The sequence below is a fragment of the Halomonas sp. 72 genome (assembly GCF_052379785.1).
Lineage (GTDB): Bacteria > Pseudomonadota > Gammaproteobacteria > Pseudomonadales > Halomonadaceae > Vreelandella > Vreelandella citrativorans.
In genome coordinates this window covers 78,223-99,160 of the sequence record NZ_JBQSYY010000012.1, presented here as the reverse complement: position 1 = coordinate 99,160, position 20,938 = coordinate 78,223, and the positions used below count along the sequence as shown (strand labels likewise).

Annotated in this window: 15 protein-coding genes, 1 tRNA gene and 1 pseudogene; 13 read left to right on the top strand and 4 right to left on the bottom strand. The window is 57.9% G+C overall.

From position 1 onward, the window contains the following. Nucleotides 1-4 precede the first annotated feature (4 nt). From ACT3T6_RS12090 to ACT3T6_RS12075, 4 genes are all read right to left on the bottom strand, one after another. Nucleotides 5-814, bottom strand: coding sequence for an ABC transporter permease (locus tag ACT3T6_RS12090; protein WP_193054159.1), 810 nt, complete (start codon nucleotides 812-814; stop codon nucleotides 5-7). Then, complete coding sequence (locus ACT3T6_RS12085; RefSeq protein ID WP_193054158.1) at nucleotides 811-1,680, bottom strand: ABC transporter permease; 870 nt, start codon at nucleotides 1,678-1,680, stop codon at nucleotides 811-813. The genes ACT3T6_RS12090 and ACT3T6_RS12085 overlap by 4 nt, the downstream gene beginning before the upstream one ends. After that, nucleotides 1,673-2,746 carry an ABC transporter ATP-binding protein gene (locus ACT3T6_RS12080; RefSeq protein WP_193054157.1) on the bottom strand — a complete coding sequence of 358 codons (1,074 nt, stop codon included), beginning with the start codon at nucleotides 2,744-2,746 and terminating at the stop codon, nucleotides 1,673-1,675. The genes ACT3T6_RS12085 and ACT3T6_RS12080 overlap by 8 nt, the downstream gene beginning before the upstream one ends. A gap of 104 nt (nucleotides 2,747-2,850) precedes the next feature. Next, nucleotides 2,851-3,888, bottom strand: coding sequence for an ABC transporter substrate-binding protein (locus ACT3T6_RS12075; RefSeq protein ID WP_193054156.1), 1,038 nt, complete (start codon nucleotides 3,886-3,888; stop codon nucleotides 2,851-2,853). Between the two features lie 266 nt (nucleotides 3,889-4,154). Here ACT3T6_RS12075 and tnpC point away from each other — a divergent pair, with 266 nt between their 5' ends. The 13 genes and pseudogenes from tnpC (at nucleotide 4,155) to ACT3T6_RS12010 (ending at nucleotide 20,911) form a co-directional block, all read left to right on the top strand. Then, nucleotides 4,155-5,594 carry an IS66 family transposase gene (tnpC, locus tag ACT3T6_RS12070; protein ID WP_193054155.1) on the top strand — a complete coding sequence of 480 codons (1,440 nt, stop codon included), beginning with the start codon at nucleotides 4,155-4,157 and terminating at the stop codon, nucleotides 5,592-5,594. Nucleotides 5,595-5,768: 174 nt separating this feature from the next. Continuing rightward, entirely contained in the window at nucleotides 5,769-7,130 is a 1,362-nt protein-coding gene (locus ACT3T6_RS12065; protein ID WP_193054154.1) for an IS1380 family transposase, read from the top strand. Between the two features lie 267 nt (nucleotides 7,131-7,397). Beyond that, a complete protein-coding gene (locus ACT3T6_RS12060) occupies nucleotides 7,398-9,056 on the top strand; it encodes a DNA topoisomerase (RefSeq protein WP_226913527.1) in 1,659 nt (552 codons plus the stop codon). Between the two features lie 281 nt (nucleotides 9,057-9,337). Then, nucleotides 9,338-9,958, top strand: coding sequence for a type IV toxin-antitoxin system AbiEi family antitoxin domain-containing protein (locus tag ACT3T6_RS12055; protein ID WP_226913521.1), 621 nt, complete (start codon nucleotides 9,338-9,340; stop codon nucleotides 9,956-9,958). Between the two features lie 46 nt (nucleotides 9,959-10,004). Further along, nucleotides 10,005-10,964, top strand: coding sequence for a nucleotidyl transferase AbiEii/AbiGii toxin family protein (locus tag ACT3T6_RS12050; protein WP_193054153.1), 960 nt, complete (start codon nucleotides 10,005-10,007; stop codon nucleotides 10,962-10,964). A 178-nt stretch (nucleotides 10,965-11,142) separates the two neighbouring features. Next, nucleotides 11,143-11,541, top strand: coding sequence for a hypothetical protein (locus tag ACT3T6_RS12045; protein WP_226913519.1), 399 nt, complete (start codon nucleotides 11,143-11,145; stop codon nucleotides 11,539-11,541). 153 nt (nucleotides 11,542-11,694) lie between these two features. Beyond that, nucleotides 11,695-14,757, top strand: coding sequence for a formate dehydrogenase-N subunit alpha (gene fdnG, locus ACT3T6_RS12040; RefSeq protein WP_193054169.1), 3,063 nt, complete (start codon nucleotides 11,695-11,697; stop codon nucleotides 14,755-14,757). A gap of 15 nt (nucleotides 14,758-14,772) precedes the next feature. Continuing rightward, complete coding sequence (gene fdxH, locus ACT3T6_RS12035; protein WP_193054152.1) at nucleotides 14,773-15,690, top strand: formate dehydrogenase subunit beta; 918 nt, start codon at nucleotides 14,773-14,775, stop codon at nucleotides 15,688-15,690. After that, nucleotides 15,687-16,394, top strand: a complete 708-nt coding sequence (locus ACT3T6_RS12030; RefSeq protein ID WP_172116475.1) for a formate dehydrogenase subunit gamma — start codon at nucleotides 15,687-15,689, stop codon at nucleotides 16,392-16,394. The genes fdxH and ACT3T6_RS12030 overlap by 4 nt, the downstream gene beginning before the upstream one ends. Then, nucleotides 16,391-17,317, top strand: coding sequence for a formate dehydrogenase accessory protein FdhE (gene fdhE / locus ACT3T6_RS12025; RefSeq protein WP_287076750.1), 927 nt, complete (start codon nucleotides 16,391-16,393; stop codon nucleotides 17,315-17,317). Before ACT3T6_RS12030 ends, fdhE begins: the two co-directional genes overlap by 4 nt. An 85-nt stretch (nucleotides 17,318-17,402) precedes the next feature. Beyond that, nucleotides 17,403-18,878 carry an L-seryl-tRNA(Sec) selenium transferase gene (gene selA, locus ACT3T6_RS12020; protein WP_193054151.1) on the top strand — a complete coding sequence of 492 codons (1,476 nt, stop codon included), beginning with the start codon at nucleotides 17,403-17,405 and terminating at the stop codon, nucleotides 18,876-18,878. Then, a pseudogene (gene selB, locus ACT3T6_RS12015) lies at nucleotides 18,875-20,764 on the top strand (selenocysteine-specific translation elongation factor); the annotation flags it as partial. The gene selA and the pseudogene selB, both read left to right, overlap by 4 nt. Nucleotides 20,765-20,815: 51 nt before the next feature. Next, nucleotides 20,816-20,911, top strand: a tRNA-Sec gene (locus tag ACT3T6_RS12010). Nucleotides 20,912-20,938 lie beyond the last annotated feature (27 nt).

Genomic DNA, 20,938 nt, shown 5'->3' with positions numbered 1-20,938 from the left:
CTGTCTACTTCTTTCCGACCAGGACTTTGTCTATCCCGACGATTCGATCGAGGATGAACATCAGCCCCATCGTGCCGACGATCATGATCGACGAAACTGAAGTCGTGACCGGGTCCGTCAGCAGAGCGACTCGATTGTAGAGCGCGACCGGAAGCGTCGTCGTACCAGGCGTCGCAATGAAGACGGTCATCGTGACCTCATCGAAGCTCTGAATGAACGAGAGCACCCATCCTCCGGCCACACCGGGCAGAATTAGCGGTAGCAGAATGCGTCGGAATGTGATCCACCGCGACGACCCTAGAGAGCGTGCCGCGAGTTCGGTATCTCTATTGAGCCCGATGATCGCGCCGAGGGTCAGTCGCAGCGCAAAAGGAACGACGATCAGCGCATGAACCAGCATCAGTGCCAAGAAAGACCCACTCCAGCCCATAGAGGCAAAGAAGCTCAAAAACGCTACCCCAAGCACAACCTGCGGCACCATCAGGGGCGACAGCAGTAACGCGGTTAGTGCATCACGTCCGACAAAGCGGTATCGCGCGATAGCAATGGCTGCCGGAACTGCCACGATCGAGGCGACGGTTGCCGCTCCAAGCCCGAGCCAGAACGAAAGAAGGAATGCGTTCACCAATTCCGGTGCACTGAGGATCGCCCAATACCAGCGCAGGGACGCGCCGTCGAAGGGCATGGAGATATACCCTTTGTCGGAAAACGACACTAAGACGATGACTACGAGCGGCGAAATGATGAACAGGGTGAAGAGCGTATGGAAGATGAGAGAACCGACCCCGTTCGAACCTAGACCTCTGTTTTTCATGAAAACACCTGCTTGAATTTTCGCTCCATATATCGGTTGCTACCGATGACGACACAAACGATACCAATCAAAAGTAAAACCGCGATGGCTGCACCCAGCGGCCAGTTCATCGTCTTGAGGAATTCGTCATAAATCGTGGTTGCTAGGACCTTAACGCTGCGTCCACCGATCAAAGCAGGCGTCGCGAAGGCGGATGCAGACATGGTGAAAACGATGATCGAGCCGGATAGAATCCCTGGAACAAGCTGTGGTAAGATCACCCGCCGAAAGGTCGTGAAAGATCCTGCACCCAGTGAAAGCGAAGCATTCGCCACTTGCCCGTCGAGCTTTTGCAGTGTGCTCCAAACGGCGATAACCATGAAGGGAAGCATCACATGAGTCAGCACGATGACCACGCCAGTCATGGTATACATTAGCTGTAAAGGTGCATCGATCAGACCAATATTGATCAGTGATTGATTGATAACGCCTTCTCGGCCCAGAAGAATCGACCAGCCGAGCGTGCGAACCACAACCGAGATCAACAATGGCCCTAGGATCAGTACAAAGAAAGCTCCCTGATAACGTGGCCGCATCCGGGAGAGAATGATCGTTTCCGGAACGCCCAAAAGAATGCACAGAAGTGTCACTCCGGCCGACATTAGGGCTGTTCGCAGGAAAAGCTCATAATAGTATCCGTCCGACAGGACTTCGATATAATTGTCGATGGTGTACTCATCCAGCGTTCCGACCATGGAGTCAAAGGCGTTGAACGACAAAATCGCAGTCAGTGCTAAGGGTACTATCAGCAGCCCCATAAACAGGGCCAGCGCTGGAAATGACAAAAGCCAAGGTTGTCCGACTCTCTTGGTAACGGTATCAGGCATGAGCAAGATCCTCTGATGCGGATTGCATGTCGGCTTCGTCCCAACTAACCCCTACCTGATCACCTTCGTCAGGCTGCCTTCCTCCTCTCGCATTCAGATTAATTACGCGCAATCGCCCATGATCGCAGTCAATCTCGAAAGTCCATGTGCCGCCAAGAAAAAGTCGTGTGACGACACGTCCCGTAATTATTCCGCTTTCTGGTGATGACAGCATTAGACGCTCAGGCCGGATGAATAACCGCACATCGCCCGCTAGCTTCTTGTCTCGCAGCGGAACGTTGAGTATGCTAGACCCGACACGTACTTGCGTGAAATCCCCATCATTGCCCAGCACCTTTCCTTCGACCGTATTCGACTGACCAAGGAAGTTGAAGGTATATTCCGTCCTTGGGATATCATAGACTTCCTGGGGGGTTCCCAACTCGACGATGACACCATTCGCCATCACCGCGATCCTGTCGCTCATGGTCATTGCTTCGACTTGGTCATGGGTAACGAGGATCGTTGTGATCCCCAGCCGCTTCTGCAGGTTGCGTAGCTCGACATGCATCTCACTTCGCAGCTTCGCGTCGAGGCTCGACATCGGCTCGTCGAGGAGAAGAACATGTGGGCGGATCGCAATGACTCGGGCTATCGCCACCCGTTGGCACTGCCCACCGGACAACTCTTTAGGATAGCGGTCGTCCAGCCCGCCAAGCTGAACCATCGACAGTGCCTCAGCCACCCGCTTGCGAATCTCTCCTTCCGGGACCTTGCGCATCTCGAGCCCGAAGCGTACGTTTTGCGCAACGGTCATATGCGGAAAAAGCGCATAACTCTGGAAGACGATTCCCATGTTGCGTTTGTTGGGTTCCAGGTTGGTAATGTCGTCGCCATTCAACAGAACCTGTCCATCTGAAGGGGAAACGAACCCAGCAACCATCTGCAACGTGGTGGTCTTTCCACAGCCTGAAGAACCGAGAAGGGAGACAAACTCGCCGCTTTTTATTTCTAAATCAATATTCTTAACGGCCCTGACATTAGGCGTATAGGTCTTCGCCAGGCCACGCAGGGTGAGTGTACTCATATTTTATACCTGGGTTACATTTTGTTTTTTCGGAGGGGGAGGAAGCATGCAGGCATACTTCCTCATATCATTCGGCGCACCGATGCAGAGCAAATTTCCCTATTTTATTCGATAGTTCGGACCCATCGCTTGGCCCAATCAGCACGGTTAGCGTTTATGACCTCCCAATCCATGCTGATCATCTTCGCCAGCTTGTCCTCACCATAAGGAACCGTCTCAGCAATATCCGCATCAAGCGTGACCGCCCTGTTGGTCGGGCCGAAGCCCTGCGTGGCCAGCTTCTTCTGCACCTTGGGTGATACGAGATATTTCAGGAGTTCCTGCGCCAGATCCGGTTGAGGGCTTCCCGCAACAGCGCAGGCAGAGGCGATGATCGCTGGTGCGCCCTCATTGGGATAGACAAACTCTACCGGGAAACCGGTATCCTTCAATGCATTCGCCCGGTTGCTGCCCCAAACGCCGATATCGATATCCCCGTTCTGGAACAGCTGGGCCATTTCGGCATTTGACGAGGTCCAAGTCACGACGTTCGGTGCCAGTCTCTCTTGGATCGCCTCGAAGCCCGGTTCGATATTCTCCTCGCTTCCGCCATTCATTTGCGCGAACATCAGGAGGGCATTGAGGCCAAAAGTGCCGGTGATAGAATTCGAGGTAACCCGGTTTTCGAACTTGTCCTCAATGAGGTCATTCCATGAGGTCGGCGCGGCCCAGCCTTCGCGGTCGAATTTCGCCTTGTTATATGTAATTCCCGTTGCGACGAGACCAATGCCCACTGCCTTACCATCGAAGGCCTCTGGTTTCGCCATGTCGTAAAGGTCGCCGAAGGCCACAGTGTTGGTAACGCTGTCGCACAAGCCGAACTGCATTGCCATCTGCATGGGCCCGTTATCGACAAGCGCAACGCTAATCTCCTGGTTATTTGCCTGCGCCTGTAGCTTCGCGATCGTACTGCTCGAGTTTCCTGGCACGTAGACAATGTCGACGCCATGCGCAGCCTCGAAGTCCGGCGCGATCTCGGCCTCGAATACCCTCTGGAAATCTCCAGCATAACCACTAAAATACAAGGTTTCCTGCGCGGCAAGCGCAAGCGGTGTGACAGCCGCAGATGCCGCTAACATGGTGAACGCACTGATTCGTTTCATAACGTCTCCTTTTGTCTTAACTGTTTTTGTCATCGGGAGGCACTGATGGTGCTCTTTATAAATTATAGAGATGGCGGGATATGGGCAAATCAAAAGTCGCAACAGGGTTATGCAAATAAGATATACCAATTTCTCTATCAAGATACGAGATTCTTGTAGAAGGTATAAAAATTGTAACTATTCAGGTGGCTGCGGATGGCATGTCGCCAACCACCTGATTTTTTTGGCATAGTGTGCCTGATCCTTCGGCACGTCTATGCGGTGACATGACCATCAGCGATATCAACGTCGACGAGGCCCTGGAACGGGTCCGGCAGCAGCTCAAGGAAGACCACACGGTCTCGCCTTCCTTGCGTGCTGCCATCGACGTGCTGATGCTGCTGGTCAAGCTGATGGCCGACCGACTGGCCACCAGCAGCCGCAACAGCAGCAAGCCGCCGTCACAAGACCCCAACCGCCAACGCCGTTCCCGGGCCAAGGGCGAGCGTCGCCCTGGCGGGCAACCGGGTCACGAAGGCAAGACGCTGGCGCCGGTCACCGATCCCGACGAGATCGTGTCGTTGCGCGTCGATCGCCGCACCTTGCCCAAAGGGCGCACCTATCGCTCGGTCGGCATCGAAACGCGCCAGGTGCAAGACATCGTGATCCAGGCCGTCGTCACCGAGTATCGCGCCGAGGTGCTGGAGGACGATCTCGGGCGGCGCCATGTGGCGCCGTTTCCCGACGGCGTGACCCGCCCGATCCAGTATGGCCCACGTCTCAAGGCGCATGTCGTCTATCTCTCGCAGTATCAGTTGCTGCCCTATGCCCGCATCCAGGCGCTGCTGGCCTCACAGTGCGATCTATCGCTGAGCACCGGCACGCTGTTCGCCTTCAATCAAGAGGCCTATCAGCGCGCCGAGGCGTTTGCCGAGTGGGCGATCCCGGCGCTGAGGCAAGCCGCGACCGTGCATGCCGACGAGACCGGGATGCAGGTCGGCGGCAAGCGCTACTGGCTGCACAGCGCCTCGAATGACGCCCTGACCTACTTGGCGCCTCACGCCAAGCGAGGTCAGGAGGCCATGGATGCCATCGGCATCCTGCCCTATGTCCAGGGGGTGCTGGTGCATGATCACTGGAAGCCTTACTACCGCTACGCGGATTGCCGCCACGCACTTTGCAACGCCCATCACCTGCGTGAATTGACTGCGGCCTGGGAAAATGACCACCAAAAGTGGGCCAAGGCGCTGCATGATCTGCTGCTGGAGATGCATCAGGCCGTTGACGCTGCCGGTGGCACGCTCTCGCCCGAAGAGGCGCAACGCTGGCGAGTCCGCTATCGGCAGTGCCTGACAGAGGGTGAGACCGAGTGTCCGCCACCGATCCCACCACCACCGGGAAAGCGCGGTCGTGCCAAACGTACCAAGGCACGTAACCTGCTCGAACGTCTCCAGGCGTACGAGGACGACGTGCTGCGTTTCCTCGATGACCCCGCCGCGCCCTTCACCAATAACCAAGGGGAGCGTGACCTGCGGATGACCAAGGTCCAGCAGAAGATTTCAGGCTGTTTCCGCTCCTGGGAAGGTGCCGAGATCTTCTGCCGGATGCGCAGCTTCCTCTCGAAGGCGGTCAAGCAGGGCCTGGCAGCGCACACCGCACTGGAACAGTTGTTTGCCGGTGAAGTGCCCGAATTCATGCGTCGGGACGGCCTGGATCAGGCAGCGTGACCTGAATAGTTACTAAAAATTTCGCATAAATCACCTGTTGGCCTTGCGAGGATATATCAAGGAGGAATTATATAGACTCACACCTGAATCCGTGAGACCAGCCCCCAGAAATGCTTCTAACCTACTGAACTGCATGGCAATATAGCGAATATCGCCATTCACCCAGATAGTGCCATGCCCAACGTCAAGTTCCGTGCCAGTCGCCGCACCCTCACCAGCCACGCCGGGCTGTCCATCATCGGGCAGTGCTTCGAGATCGCTGGCGTCGATAGCATCGACGGGCGCTTCCCCACCACGCTGGGCATGCGCACCAGCGATGTGATCAAGAGCTACCTGGGCCTGCTGTGTCTGGGCATGAGCGACTATGACGCTGTCGAGAACTTCCGCCGCGACAAGCCCTTCCAACAACTGCTGACCCTGCAGAAGGTGCCGAGCGCGGCGACGCTGCGACAGCGGCTGGAGAAACTTGCCGCCAACGACCTGCAGGCGCGCACCGCCACCTGGTCCACGACCCTGCTGTCACTGATCGAAGCACCGATCACCGCCGAGACGACGCACGTCTGCCTGGACATCGACACCTTCGTCATGGACAACAGCAACTCGAAGAAGGAAGGCGTCTCGCGGACCTACCAGAAGGTCGATGGCTACACCCCGATCGCCGCCTATCTGGGCAACGAAGGGTGGTGCCTGGGTCTGGAACTGCGGCCTGGCAAGCAGCACACCATGAAGGAGAGCAACGCCTTCCTGGAGCGGGTACTGCCTCGCGCCCAAGGCCTGACCAAGCAACCGATCCTGTTACGCGAGGACAGCGGCTTCGACAGCCAGGCGCACCTGGCGCTTCTCGAACAGCAGCGCCGGGTCTTTGCCGACGAGGGGCGCCGGCTCGACTATGTCGTCAAATGGAACCCGCGCGGCTCGGCCACGGCCGATCAGGATACCTGGTTGGCTGTGGCGGCGGACTACTGGGAAGAGCTGCGTCCTGGCAAGCACCAGGCGCTGTGGCCGCAGACCGTCTCGATCCACGACGACAACAAGACCGAATACGTCGTCCAACGCGTGATGCGCCTGGTCGAGCGCACCGCCGATCGCGATGGCCAGTTGCTGCTCGAACCGGACTATGAGTTGGAAGGCTGGTGGACCAGCCTGGACGAGGCGCCGGAGGCGGTGATCAAGCGCTACCAGGCGCATGCCACCCATGAGCAGTTTCACAGCGAGATCAAGACCGATCTCGACCTGGAGCGCTTGCCGTCCGGCAAGTTCGCCACCAACGACCTGATCCTGCATCTCGCCCAGTTGGCCTACAACATCCTGCGCCTGATGGGACAGCTGGGCATGACCGGCGAGCTGAGCCCGGTTCGCCACCCGGCCAAGCGGCGCCGGCTGCGCACCGTGCTACAAGAGTTGGTGTACCGTGCGGCTCTCGTGATTCACAAGGCACGGCAGATCATCCTCGACTTCGGGCAGGATATCGGGCGCATGACGGTGCTCAAGACGCTGCGGAGCCGACTGCGTTATCCACGAGGAACGCCATGCTGACCGTCAATCGGCGACACTCTATCCACAAGCAGTTCCAAGCGACACGCGATCGCCAGATATGTCGTGCCTGGCGGGTGGAAAGGCATGACAAAACGGGCCGTCAGCACCGATCAGCACGGTGGGTTTTGGCAATAACGGGCTTGCGAAAGCCAACTTGCACGGGGCGAATGATCAAAAATGCTCGCTGGCGGTGATAGGGAAAGTGTCGGCGCCGGCTTCACGGATTCAGGTTTTTGTGAAAAGCTAAGGAAGTATGAAATGGTGGAAATGCTAAAAAAATCAAACAATTACACTTTTTCACAAATTAGTACTTGTAATAGTAACGACGAAGGCCAGCTACTGGTGCAGGAAGTGATCGAGCACCTGAAGTATCGCGGCCCGGTTCAACGCCTGTTAATCAGCGATTTGAACCGCCCAGCGGTCAGTCGCGCCCTCGCCAAACTGCGCTCCAATCAGGAGTTCCAGCCGCTTTTTCAGGCAGCGCAAGCGCGTTCACGCGCTGACTGGCTGTATGGCATCAACTTGACCCGTGCCTGGACGCTCACCGGCCGCCAAGCGGGCCACGATGGTGTACTTTCCGTTGGCCGTGTGCAAACACCGGTACTCGGGCTGATTGTGCGCCGAGATAACGCCATTCGAGATTTCAGGCCGCATCCGTTCTACCCGCTCTGGGTGGACTTACAGGTTGAAAAAGGCCAACTACGCGCTTGGTGGGCACCCAAGGAACACCAGCCGCTGGATGATCAAGGCCGCTTGATTGATCGCACACCCGCTGATGCACTGGCCGCCCAATTGCCGGGTGCAACCGGCCAGCTCACCAGGCTCGACCAGCAGGAAAAACGTCAGGCGCCGCCGCTGCCCTACTCGCTTTCCGCACTTCAGGTAGATGCCGCCCGACGCTTTGGGCTTTCCGCACAAATGGTGCTGGATATTTGCCAGCGCCTTTACGAGCAGCACAAGCTGATCACCTACCCGCGCTCCGACTGTCGCTATCTGCCCGAAGAGCACTTGGCCCTTGCCCAGCGCAGTTTAACCGGCGCCTGCCAAAATGATGACACGCTCAGGCAATGGCTGAATGGTGCCGATTTCTCGCTGCGCTCAAAGGCGTGGAACGACAAGCAGGTGGGTGCCCACCACGCCTTGGCGCCTACCGGAAAGCCTGCTGATTTCAGCCAGCTCTCGGCCACTGAAGGCCACGTGTTTCGGTTGGTGGTGCGCAACGTCATGGCCCAGTTCTATCGCCCTTTGCGCACCTTTGAAGTGAAAGCCGAGTTCACGCTGTTAAACGAGGCGTTCCGTGCCCGCGGCCAAAGTATTCTCGACCCTGGCTGGAAACCGCTTTTCACCACGAAAGAAGAATCACCGCCGCTGCCACCGCTTGCCCAAAATGAACACTGCAAAGCACTGGGTGCAGGCATAGAGGAAAAGGAAACCCGCCCACCCGAGCCGTTTACCGATGCCAGCCTAATCAAGGCGATGATGAACATCGGCCGCTACGTGGATGACCCGAACGTTCGCAAGACCTTACGGGACACCGATGGCCTGGGTACCGAAGCCACCCGCGCCGGTATCATCGAAACCCTGGTACAGCGCGGCTACCTGGTGCGCCAACAAAAAGCCCTACGTGCCACCAAACTGGGGAGCGCGTTAATCGCCGCTCTACCCAGCGCCGTCAGCACGCCGGAACGCACCGCCCTTTGGGAGCAGCGCCTGCGGGCCATTTCTGAACAACAGGATGATGCGGGCGCTTTTCAGCAGGCCCTGCTGGAAGACCTTCGCGCCCTGCTTCATCAAAGCGATGCGGAAAAGCTCAGGCTGAGTTTGCAAACGGCTCAGGGTGCAGCGGGTAGCCCGGCAAAGCCAAGGAAAAGCACTAAAACCAAACGCGCCAGCTATGTGAAACGCAAACCTGCCAAGCAACGCTGACTGGGGTTTCAACTTTGGCGACGCCAGCAAGTTAATGAAACACGGCCCCCAACACCTATAAGACACCTTGTTACACTAAAGCCTGTCATGCCCTTTTTTTTATTAGAGCTAGGCCCCGATTTCATTATCGCCTGAACAGAAAGTTCACGTACGCCATGGATGCTACGCATTGTAAGAAACTGCTTGCGCTCGACCAGTCCAACACCCCCGACGAAGCTGCCGCTTGAATCTTCAAGCGCGATCAGACAAAGTGTCACCACATATAAACAAGTGGTGACACTTTGTCTGAATCCTGCTCCGCCCGATCTTTTCGGACTCAACTTCAAACCCTGTTCCGCCAGCAAGGCGGTAAGCTTCGCCTGAGTGAGGCCCTGACACTGGGTATCAGCCGGTACCAGTTCTATCGCCTTCGTGATGAAGGGCTGATTGAGCCGGTCAGCCGTGGCCTCTATCGACTGGCGGACCTTCCCCCGATTGATAATCCAGATTTGGTGGCCACCGCCACCCGTTTTCCCCATGCCGTGCTCTGCTTGATTTCGGCGCTAGACTGGCACGGCATTACCACCCAGATTCCTCACCAAGTGCATCTAGCGGTGGAACGGGATGCCCGTCTGCCGGTTCTGGATTATCCGCCGGTGGCCGGTTATCGGTTCTCAGGGCAGGCCTTCAGCACAGGCATCGAGCAGGTAGAAGTAGATGACATCACGCTACAGGTCTACAACCCGGAGAAAACCCTGGCGGACTGCTTTAAGTTCCGTAACCGTATCGGCATGGATGTGGTGCTGGAGGCGCTTGAGCTCTACCGCAACCGTAAAACATTCCGGCCTGGGAAACTGATGGAATACGCCAGCATCTGCCGCGTTGCGAAGGTGATGGCGCCCTATGTAGAGGCCAGGCTTTGAGCGGAATCACTCAGTCAACGAACCAACAAGATGACAGGAGACTACGGTGGCCAAAAACATCGCCGCGTCTGTGCGCCAGAAGTTGCTGAATAAATCCCGAGAAGAAAAACGCCCCTTCCAAGAGTTACTACAGTACTTCGCTATGGAGCGGTTTCTTTACCGGCTTAGCCAATCGACTCATAACCGCAGTTTTACGCTAAAGGGTGCCCTACTGCTTTGGGTTATGCAGGGGCCGGACATTCGGCCGACGCGTGATATCGATATGCTGGGTCAAACAAGCAATCGCCCAGATGCCATTCTGGCCCAAGTGAGCGATGTGTTGGCTACGGGCGTAATGGATGATGGATTATCGTTTGACTTAAATACGCTAAAAGCCGAAACCATTACCGAAGACGCCGACTATCAAGGGATTAGGGTGACGTTTACCGGATTTCTCGATAATGCCAAAATCCCCATGCAATTGGATATTGGTTTTGGCGACATTATTTTTCCGCTGCCTTCTTGGCAGACATTTCCCGGCCTACTAGGCTTCCCTACCGACAGAATTCTTTGTTATACACCGGAATCATCCATTGCTGAGAAGTTTCAGGCGATGGTCCATCTGGGTGAATTGAACAGCCGCATGAAAGACTTTTACGATATTTGGATACTTTCGCGGCAGCACTCTTTCACGCTTTCGAACCTGGATGGCGCTATAACAAGAACCTTTGCTAACCGACATACGGCACTCCCTGAAACTAACCCTTTTTCTACCGCTTTCGTGGACAGCAAGCAGCCACAATGGCAGGCGTTCCATAAGCGCCTTGGCCAAGACCATGTGCCGGAGGCGTTTTCGGAGGTTGTCGTAGCGGTGTTGGAATTTCTTGGCCCCGTCATAGAGAAAACACCCGCTAATCCCGTGCACAAAATCTGGCACCCACCCGGTCCATGGAGTCCGCAGCCCAGCCAAGCGTACGAGCAAGCCAAAAAAGAGCTCTACAAAGAGAAAAAGTACCAGAGGGAGTAAGAAGTAGAATAACCATGACGGGATGAACACCTCTTAACCCATGTTCTTGCGCCAAGCGGCGCGACTGTCTATACAGAAGGTAGATACGATATCGCTGCCCTTAAATAGTAGCCAGTATGGATCGCTCAGCGGCAGAGGTCTTGACCCATTCGACTTAGCTCATTCGAGGAGTTCAAGCATGATGCGACGCACGCTCCCCCTCCTTGTTGCCTTGCTAATCACTGGCGCCATGATCACGCTCCAAGCCTCCGAACCAGCAGCTCCACAGAGTGAAAGCGGCGTACTTCCCAACACCATGCCCGAGAAGCCGAATATAGATACCGGCACGGCGGGTACCACAAGTGGCATTACCGGGGCGAATATGGATCAGGAGGATGAGACCACCGGTGGCGGTCAATCCCGGGGCGATGCCATGTTCCAGACGCCTGATTCTCAGCCCGATGCTGGGTCCACCTACGAAACCGAGACACCTGAACGCGAGGAGGCGCTTTTGCCGGATGAACCGCTGGGTGCCGACGACAGTGGGCGTCAGGAAGACGGTGAATCTCAGGGCAGCACGTCCGATTCGCCCGAATAAGCCGTTAACAGTAAGCCCTAGTGGCAACCTTCTCATTGGACAAACGACACCGCGACGCACCGCCAAACAAGAACAGACGCACTATGCTTAACGGATATGTCATCTCAGGAATTGACGACATTCAGAACAAAACGACAGGAGGCCGTGATGACTCTGAAGGTTACGCGAAGACAGTTTTTTAAACTCGGGGCAGTCGGCATGGCCACCTCCAGTATGGCCATGATGGGCTTTGCACCCGAGCCCGCACTCGCCTCAATTCGCCAGTTCAAGCTTACCGGCGCCAAGATAACCCGCAGCAACTGCACCTATTGCTCGGTGGGCTGCGGCGTACTGCTCTATAGCCGCGGCGATGGAGCGATCAACAGCATTGATAGCATCTACCATGTCGAGGGCGACCCGGATCACCCGGTCAGTCGCGGCTCGCTGTGTCCCAAGGGCGCGGGGCTGCTCGACTACATCCAGAGCGAATCGCGCCTTAAGTATCCTCAGGTACGCGAACCCGGCACCGATGAGTGGAAACGCATCAGCTGGGACGACGCGCTGACACGTATCGCCCGTCACATGAAGGATGATCGCGACGCCAACTTTGTCGCCGAGGACGATGCAGGCAATACCGTCAACCACTGGACCACGACCGGGATGCTAGCGGCGTCCGCCTCGACCAACGAGACGGCCTACCTGACACAGAAGATAGTCCGCAGCCTTGGCATGGTGGTACTCGACAACCAGGCGCGCGTCTGACACGGACCGACGGTGGCAGGTCTTGCCCCAACATTCGGTCGCGGTGCCATGACCAACCACTGGGTCGACATCCGCAACGCTGATCTTGTTCTCGTCATGGGTGGCAATGCCGCCGAGGCGCACCCCGTTGGTTTTCGCTGGGTGATGGAAGCCAAGGAGCATAACGATGCCCGTTTAGTGGTGGTCGATCCCCGCTTTAACCGCACGGCAGCGGTGGCGGACTACTACGCGGAAATTCGTACCGGCACCGATATCGCTTTTCTGGGCGGTCTAATCAGCTACTTGATCGAAACCGATCAGATTCACCATGAATATGTGCGCGCCTACACCGACGCGAGCCTCATCGTGCGCGAGGATTTCGGCTTCGAGGATGGCCTATTCACCGGCTACAACGCCGAGAATGGCGACTACGACAAAGAGACCTGGCGGTACGAGTACGACGACGAAGGCTACGCCCTGCGTGACGATACGCTCACGCACCCCCGCTGCGTATTCCAATTGATGCGCGCGCATTTCAGCCGCTACACCCCTGATGTGGTCTCTTCAGTGTGCGGTACGCCCCGCGACAAGCTTCTGCACGTCTGGGACATGGTCGCCGCGACCGTCGTGGACGACAAGACCATGACGATCCTCTACGCACTGGGGTGGACGCAGCACTCGATAGGCTCGCAGATCATTCGCACCGCGGCGATGCTCCAGTTGTTGCTTGGCAACATGGGCATGCGCGGGGGCGGCGTCAACGCTCTGCGTGGGCATTCCAATATCCAGGGGCTGACCGATCTAGGCCTGCTCTCGGACTTACTACCTGGGTACATGTCGCTGCCCGAGGCCGATGAGCAGGATTACGACGCCTATATCCTGGACCGCTCACGCCCGGACCTGCTGCCTGGCGAAGTGTCCTACTGGCGCTATTACGAGCGTTTTCATGTCAGTCTGATGAAGGCCTGGTTCGGCGATGCGGCCACCGAAGCGAACAACTGGTGCTATAACTGGCTGCCCAAGCTCAGCGAGCCCCTGTATGACGTGCTGTATACTTTCGAGCGGATGAGCCATGGCGACATCACCGGCTATATTTGCCAAGGGTTTAATCCGTTGGCCGCCTTTCCGCACAAGGCCAAGACTAGTGCGGCGCTTTCCCGCTTGAAGTATCTGGTCGTCATCGACCCGTTAAGAACCGAAACCGCCGAGTTCTGGAAGAACCATGGCGAATTTAACGATGTGAACACCGCCGAGATTGACACTGAAGTGTTCCGTTTGCCGACCACCGCGTTTGCCGAGGAAGACGGTTCCATCGTCAACAGCTCACGCTGGCTGCAATGGTTCTGGGCAGCGGCACCGCCCCCGGGCGAAGCGATTCCCGATACCGCCATACTGGCGGGCATCTTCTTGCGGATGCAGCAGATGTATCGCGACGAAGGCGGCGTCTTTTCAGATGCGCTGCTCAATCTAAGCTGGCCCTATCGCTACCCGGCAGAACCAAGCGCTAACGAAATAGCCCGGGAGTACAACGGTTGGGCACTCGAAGACGTGGTTGATGAGCAGCGCAATATTGTCTGTCGGGCGGGCGAGCAGATCGAGGATTTCGGCATGCTGCGTGCCGATGGCAGCACGGCGAGCGGTTGCTGGATATTTGCCGGCTGCTGGACCGATGAAGGCAACCAGATGACCCGCCGCGACAACTCTGACCCCTACGGCGTCGGTCAGACACTGGGCTGGGCCTGGTCGTGGCCGGCCAACCGGCGAATCCTTTACAACCGGGCAAGCGCACGCCCCGACGGCACGCCGTGGGCTGAGCGCAAGGCGGTCGTCTGGTGGAACGGCAATCGATGGGTGGGTAATGACGTTCCCGACTTCCCGGTGGAATCTGCGCCGACAGAAGCTCAGGGCCCCTTCATCATGAACCAGACGGGCCGAGGGCAGTTCTTTGCCCGTGACCGCATGGTCGAAGGGCCTTTCCCGGAACACTACGAACCGTTTGAAACGCCCATCGCCAACAACCCGATGCACCCCAACAACCCACTGGCCAAGAACAATCCAGGCGCGCGGGTGTTCGAGCAGGATCGGGCCAATTTCGGCACCTTCGAGGAGTTTCCGCATGCGGCGACGACCTATCGCCTCACTGAACATTTCCACTACTGGACGATGCACAACCGCTTGAACGCCATCGCCCAGCCGGAAAAATTCGTGGAGATTGGCGAAATCCTGGCCAACGAACTGGGCATTGCTAAAGGCGACCGAGTCCGCGTCAGCTCCAAGCGCGGCCATATCGAAGCGGTGGCGGTGGTGACCAAACGCATTCGTCCATTGCAGGTAGCGGGACATACGGTGCACCAGATAGGCATCCCGATTCACTGGGGTTATCTGGGCGAAACCAAGCAGGCTCACCTGACCAATACGCTGACGCCCTCTGTAGGTGACGCCAATACCCAGACGCCGGAGTTCAAGTCGTTTCTGGTACGGGTCGAAAAGCTATAACGCAAGGAGGAGAGCATGCGTGGGGAACAAATCAACTCGCAGAATATCATCGCCCGCTCAGCGACCTCAGTACCCTCGCCTCAAAGGCGAAGCGGCAGCGTTGAAACTGTCACTAAGCTGATTGATGTATCCCGCTGCATCGGTTGCAAGGCATGCCAGGTGGCATGCTCTGAGTGGAACGACTTGCGTGACGAGGTGGGTGAATGTGTGGGTGAATACGACAACCCGACTGACCTTACGCCCGACTCTTGGCAGGTAATGCGCTTCAACGAGCACGAGAACGAGCAAGGCAACCTGGAGTGGCTGATCCGTAAGGACAACTGTATGCACTGCGCCGAACCGGGCTGTCTTGAGGCGTGCCCGGCACCTGGCGCTATCGTCCAATACGCCAACGGCATCGTTGACTTCAACTCCGAGCACTGCATCGGTTGCGGCTACTGTGTCACTGGCTGCCCTTTTGATGTTCCACGGATTTCGAAAAAGGATTCCAAGGCCTATAAATGCACACTGTGTTCTGATCGTGTCTCTCATGGCCTGGAGCCAGCCTGTGTAAAATCGTGCCCTACCGGTTCGATCATGTTCGGCACCAAGGAGGACATGTTCGATCTCGCTGAGACGCGCACCGATTTTCTCAAAGGACGTGGCTTTGAAAATGCCGGTATCTATGATCCTCAAGGGGTGGGTGGTACCCATGTGATCTACGTGCTGCAACATGCCGACAAACCGGAGATCTACAGCGGCTTGCCCAAGGACCCGCGCATCAGTCCTCTGGTCGAGGGTTGGAAAGGTATACCCAAGCCGCTGGCCTCAGCAGCTATCGGGCTTGCCGCATTTGCCGGGTTCTTCCACTACCTCACCGCAGGCCCCAAGGAAACACCGGAAGAGGTGGAAGAAGGAGTGGAGGACGAGGAGCCTGAGGAGAAACAGCCATGAATGAGCCGAAACCGCATGCCAAATCCGATCCAGGCATCCTGCGATATGATGCGTTTTCACGCATCAATCACTGGCTCGTCGCGATCAGCTTCGTGATGCTGGTGCTCAGTGGGCTGCCCTTTTTTCACCCCTTCTTCTGGTCGTTAACCGGTCTGTTCGGCGGCCCGATCATGACGCGCATCCTGCACCCGTATATTGGGCTGTGTATGACGCTATTTTTCGTGATCATGGTGATCCGCTTCTTCAAGGTGAGCCTGATCAAGCGCCATGACATTCAGTGGCTCAAGCAGATCAAGGACGTGCTGAGTAATCATGACGAGCGTCTGCCGCCGGTAGGTAAGAACAATGCCGGGCAGAAGCTCGTTTACTGGATCATGGTGCTCTGCGTGCCATTGTTGCTGGTAACCGGTCTACTCATCTGGCAACCCTACTTTGCCGATGCCGTCCCCATCACACTACGTCGGTTGGCCGCCGTTGGGCATGCTTATGTGGCTTTCCTCGCGATCATTACCTTGATCATCCACATTTACTCGGGTATCTGGGTGAAGGGGTCGTTCACCGCCATGATTCGTGGCCGGGTCAGCAAGCCTTGGGCGAAACATCATCATGATTTATGGTACGAGGAGGAAATGGACAAAGAGCGCAAGGAGCGCGAGATGACCAAGCAGCCGCACACGACCATGACAAGAGAGGAGCCCAAGTGAATCACGCATATGGCAATGCCCCGATGGGCGTTATTGATCCCCCCTCCGTGGTGCTGCCCGAGCAGGAGCACTTTGCCCAGCGCGCACAGCGCCTGCATGACCTCTCCGAGCGTATCGAACCGCTGCGTGATTTCCTGGCCTTTATGGCACAGCTCTCCCAAGCACAGCAGCGGGCACTTGAGCACAATACCCCAGCGTGGCTGCCCGAGCCGGACGCCTTTGCGCTGGCCTTGGAGCACGGCATGCCGCCGCTGGGTACCCAAGCGCTTTGCCGCGACATCGATTTTCATAGTGAACTCGCAGCACTTCTCGATGGCCTCGATTTGCATGTCGGTGAGGCGCAGCGGCCGTTGCTCGACACCCTGCGTAAGCTGCCCAGGGAGGAAATCGACCGCCTTGCCCAGGAAGTGCTGGAAGCGCGCCCCGGCCCTGAAGCAAGCCGTGGGCTGATGCCCTTGATAGCAGCAGCATTGCAAGTAGCCTGGCTGCGCTTGGCGCGCACCCTGCCCCAACCGCCAAAGCGCCCCTCCGCCGAGGCCCGTTCGATCTGCCCCTGTTGCGGCTCATTGCCGGTGGCAAGCATCATTCAGATCGATTCTAAACGCAGCGGGGTGCGTTACCTGCAATGTGGGCTATGCGCGACACAATGGTATCTGGAGCGCTCCAAGTGCAGCGTCTGCGATCAGAGCGGTAAGCTTGACTACCTGAGCCTTGAGGACGAGAGCGGCGAGCGCCTGCTCCCCACTCAGGCCGAGACCTGTGGCGACTGTCACTCCTATCTCAAAATCATGCCACGTGAGCTCGATGCACATGCTGACCCCCTCGCTGATGACCTTGCGAGCCTAGCGCTGGATCTTCTGCTTGCCGAGGAAAAGCAGTATTTTCGTAGCGGCTTCAACCCGCTGCTCATCGTTGGCGAATAAGGGCATCCCCGAGCGACCATGGACGACCCGCGCTCAGCCATGCTATACCTTGGGATTTGAATCCCGGCATGGATTGAAAACAACAATGGACGTTCGACGCAGCCTGCCCGCCGTAGACACTCTGCTGACCCACCCCACTCTGCAGCAAGCCCAGCAGCGCCATGGTGGGCACCTGGTCAGGCAGGCCATTCGCCTAACCCTTGAGAGCGAGCGCTCGCGCCTTGCGGGTAGTTCCGAGGCTGCCGAGCATCAACTTGCCGCCCTCTCTGTCGATACACTCACTGCCCGAGTACTTGAGCGCCTGGAACAGCTGGTACGGCCTAACAGCCGCAGCGTATTCAATTTGACCGGTACGGTGATTCATACCAACCTCGGCCGCTCGCCACTTGCCGAACCCGCCATTGAGGCCATGGCCGAAGCCGCCCGCCATCCCATGGCACTTGAGTACGACTTGGAGAGCGGCGGCCGTGGCGACCGCGACCGCCTAGTGGAACCCTTGCTTTGCGAGCTGACCGGCGCCGAAGCAGCCACCGTGGTCAACAATAACGCTGGCGCTGTACTACTGGCCCTGAGCGCTCTGGCCGATGGCCGCGAGGCGGTCGTTTCACGCGGCGAGTTGATTGAGATAGGCGGTGCCTTTCGCATGCCCGACATCATGGCCGCGGCGGGCTGTCGGCTGCATGAGGTAGGCGCTACTAACCGCACCCATGCCAAGGATTTCCAGGCCGCCATGGGCGAGAGCACCGGGTTGATCGTCAAGGCACACACCTCCAACTACGCCATCACCGGTTTTACCAAGAGCGTGCCCGAGCGCGAACTGGCGAGCATTGCACACGCGCAGGGAGTCCCCTTCATGGTTGACCTGGGCAGCGGCGCACTAGCCGACTTCTCCGCGCTTGGACTGCCCCATGAAGAGCAACCTCGCGAGGCAATCGCCGCCGGAGCCGATGTCGTCACCTTTAGCGGCGACAAGCTACTGGGCGGCCCGCAGGCAGGCATCATTGTTGGCCGCCGTGACCTTATCGATACGATCAAGCGCCATCCATTAAAACGTGCCCTGCGCCTAGACAAGCTGACCCTGGCCGCCCTGGAAGCCACCCTGCGTCTTTATCGTGACAGTGACGCGCCCCAGCGAGACATTCCCACGTTGGCAATGTTGACGCGTACTGACGTCGAGATTGCGGCGACCGGCGAGCGTTTACTCTCCTCCGCCCAGGCTTTGCTCGACGACATCGATGTTACCCTGGCCCCCTGCGTGAGTCAGCTTGGCAGCGGCTCGCTCCCCGTCGACCGGTTGCCAAGCTACGCGCTGGTCTGGCGCCCACTAAACGGTGACCGCCGCGCCAGGGAACGGTGCCTCAAACGCATCGAGACAGCGTTTCGACAACTCCCCCGTCCGGTCATCGGCCGCCTTAGCGAAGGCGCCCTCTATCTCGATCTGCGCTGCCTATACCGTCCTGAAGACGTCGACGCCTTCGCGTCACAACTCTCGATATTGAAGCAGCGCTACGAGAACCACCATGCCCTGCAGCAGGACGTGCACAAAGAGGGCCCGTCATGATCATCGGCACGGCTGGCCATGTCGATCATGGTAAGACCGCTTTGATCCAGCAACTGACCGGTATCGATACCGACCGCCTCAAAGAGGAAAAAGCCCGTGGGCTGACCATCGAAGCTGGTTTCGCTTATCCCGAAGTCGCGTCAGGCGTCGAGCTCGGCTTTGTCGACGTGCCCGGGCACCATCGGTTCCTGCATAACATGCTCGCGGGCAGTGCTGGCATCGACACGGCCCTGCTGGTGGTGGCCGCCGACGATGGAGTAATGCCCCAGACAATCGAACATGTCCAAATTCTCGACCTGCTCGGCGTCGACCGCGGCGTGGTAGCACTGACCAAGATCGACCGAGTCGACGAACTACGGCGACAGGAAGTCAGACAAGAGATCATCCAACTGCTGGCAGGTACCCAGCTCGCCAAGGCGCCGCTGTATGACGTCTCGAGCCATAGCGGTGAAGGCGTAGCGGCACTGCGTGACACGCTATGGTCCCAGGCGGCCGAACAGCATGCGCTCTCTGCTTATGGGCATTTCCGCCTTAGCGTGGACCGCGTCTTTGCGCTGCCGGGAGCCGGCCTGGTAGTGACCGGCACCGCACTCAGCGGCTACATTGCCAAAGGTGACATGGTGCGCCTGGTACCCGACGGCCATAAGGCCAGAGTACGCCAGCTGCGGCGCCAGCACCGCGAGAGCGATCAGGCACACCAGGGTGACCGGGTAGCGCTCAACCTTTCAGGCACTGGGGTGGAACGAGATCGCATCCGTCGCGGCGACTGGGTGGTCGCCGATGCACTGGAAACGCCGCCCATCAAACGCCTCGACGTCCAGCTAAGGTTGCTCGACTCTACCCCACCGCTCAAGCACTGGACGCCAGTCCATATACACCTGGGGGCCGCCCATCTCATGGGGCGGGTCTCGCTTCTCGAAGGGCAACGACTCGAACCAGGCAAAAGCATGCTGGGGCAACTGGTCTGTGATAGCCCGGTACACGCCTGCCTGGGGGATCGTTTCGTCATCCGTGATCATGGTGGGCATATTACTCTCGGCGGCGGAATCGCACTGGACGGCGAACCACCCCGCCGTGGTCAGCGCGCTCCCGCTCGCCTGGCCTGGTTGGCGGCACTGGCGGAATGCGCAAACACCAAGCCCCCTTATGATCTTCATGAACCGCTGAGTGCTGCGCTTGATCTCCATCCCGAAGGCTTGGATCTTTCTGGCATGGCGCGTAATCTTAATATCAGCGTTCAGGGTCTAGCGCCGCTGGTCGAGGCATCCGCAGGTCAAGTCCTCACTGCCGAAGGCGAAGTTAGTGCTTTCTCCCGGGAAGCCATCGAATCGCTTAGAGAGCGGATTATCCAAGTAGTCGCCAGTAATCACCAGAACGAACCCGCCATGCTGGGGACCGAGCGCGAGCGACTAAATCGCCAGGCCGCCCCTCGGTTACCGGCTCCCCTCTTCCGCGGCCTGCTGAAACAACTGATCGAGGCGGGCCAGCTTGATAGCAATGGGCCCTTCATTTCTCTGCCTGGCCATCGCGCAGCACTTAATGAACATGACGAGGCGCTCTGGCAACGGCTCGAACCTCTTCTCGCGGAAGCCCCCTTCCAGCCACCCCGGGTTCGCGACCTGGCAGCAAGCGGTGGGCTTGATGAACAGCGTGTTCGCCAGGTGCTAACAGCCTGCGCTCGCCTCGGCAGGCTCTACCAGGTACGCAAGGACCACTTCTACCTCGCCTCAGCGACACATGAACTGGCCAATATCGCGCGTAAGCTGATGGACGAGCACGGCACTATTCGCGTCGCAGAATTCCGCAACCGCATCGGTACCGGACGCAAATTGGCCATTCATATTCTCGAATTCTTTGATAGGATAGGTTTTACACGCCGGGTGCAAGATGAACGCTACATTCGCCGTACTGCCCTGTGGAACCAGGCAACCGCTCAAGGAAGAGGATCGACCCCCGGTGGGGCGGCCAGACTTCAAATCTGGCAGGGGCTGCCAGCAGTCTTTGGTGGGTTCGACTCCCACGCTCTTCCGCCACTCTTTTTGACGCTTCCCCCAGCCTCG

Excerpts from the sequence above, each read along its gene's own strand:
- ACT3T6_RS12090 (WP_193054159.1), bottom strand. The coding sequence starts at position 814 with ATGAAAAACAGAGGTCTAGGTTCGAACGGGGTCGGTTCTCTCATCTTC.
- ACT3T6_RS12080 (WP_193054157.1), bottom strand. The coding sequence starts at position 2,746 with ATGAGTACACTCACCCTGCGTGGCCTGGCGAAGACCTATACGCCTAAT.
- selA (WP_193054151.1), top strand. The coding sequence starts at position 17,403 with ATGGACGTTCGACGCAGCCTGCCCGCCGTAGACACTCTGCTGACCCAC.
- tnpC (WP_193054155.1), top strand. The coding sequence starts at position 4,155 with ATGACCATCAGCGATATCAACGTCGACGAGGCCCTGGAACGGGTCCGG.
- ACT3T6_RS12060 (WP_226913527.1), top strand. The coding sequence starts at position 7,398 with ATGCTAAAAAAATCAAACAATTACACTTTTTCACAAATTAGTACTTGT.
- ACT3T6_RS12045 (WP_226913519.1), top strand. The coding sequence starts at position 11,143 with ATGATGCGACGCACGCTCCCCCTCCTTGTTGCCTTGCTAATCACTGGC.
- ACT3T6_RS12075 (WP_193054156.1), bottom strand. The coding sequence starts at position 3,888 with ATGAAACGAATCAGTGCGTTCACCATGTTAGCGGCATCTGCGGCTGTC.
- ACT3T6_RS12065 (WP_193054154.1), top strand. The coding sequence starts at position 5,769 with ATGCCCAACGTCAAGTTCCGTGCCAGTCGCCGCACCCTCACCAGCCAC.
- ACT3T6_RS12085 (WP_193054158.1), bottom strand. The coding sequence starts at position 1,680 with ATGCCTGATACCGTTACCAAGAGAGTCGGACAACCTTGGCTTTTGTCA.
- ACT3T6_RS12030 (WP_172116475.1), top strand. The coding sequence starts at position 15,687 with ATGAATGAGCCGAAACCGCATGCCAAATCCGATCCAGGCATCCTGCGA.
- fdxH (WP_193054152.1), top strand. The coding sequence starts at position 14,773 with ATGCGTGGGGAACAAATCAACTCGCAGAATATCATCGCCCGCTCAGCG.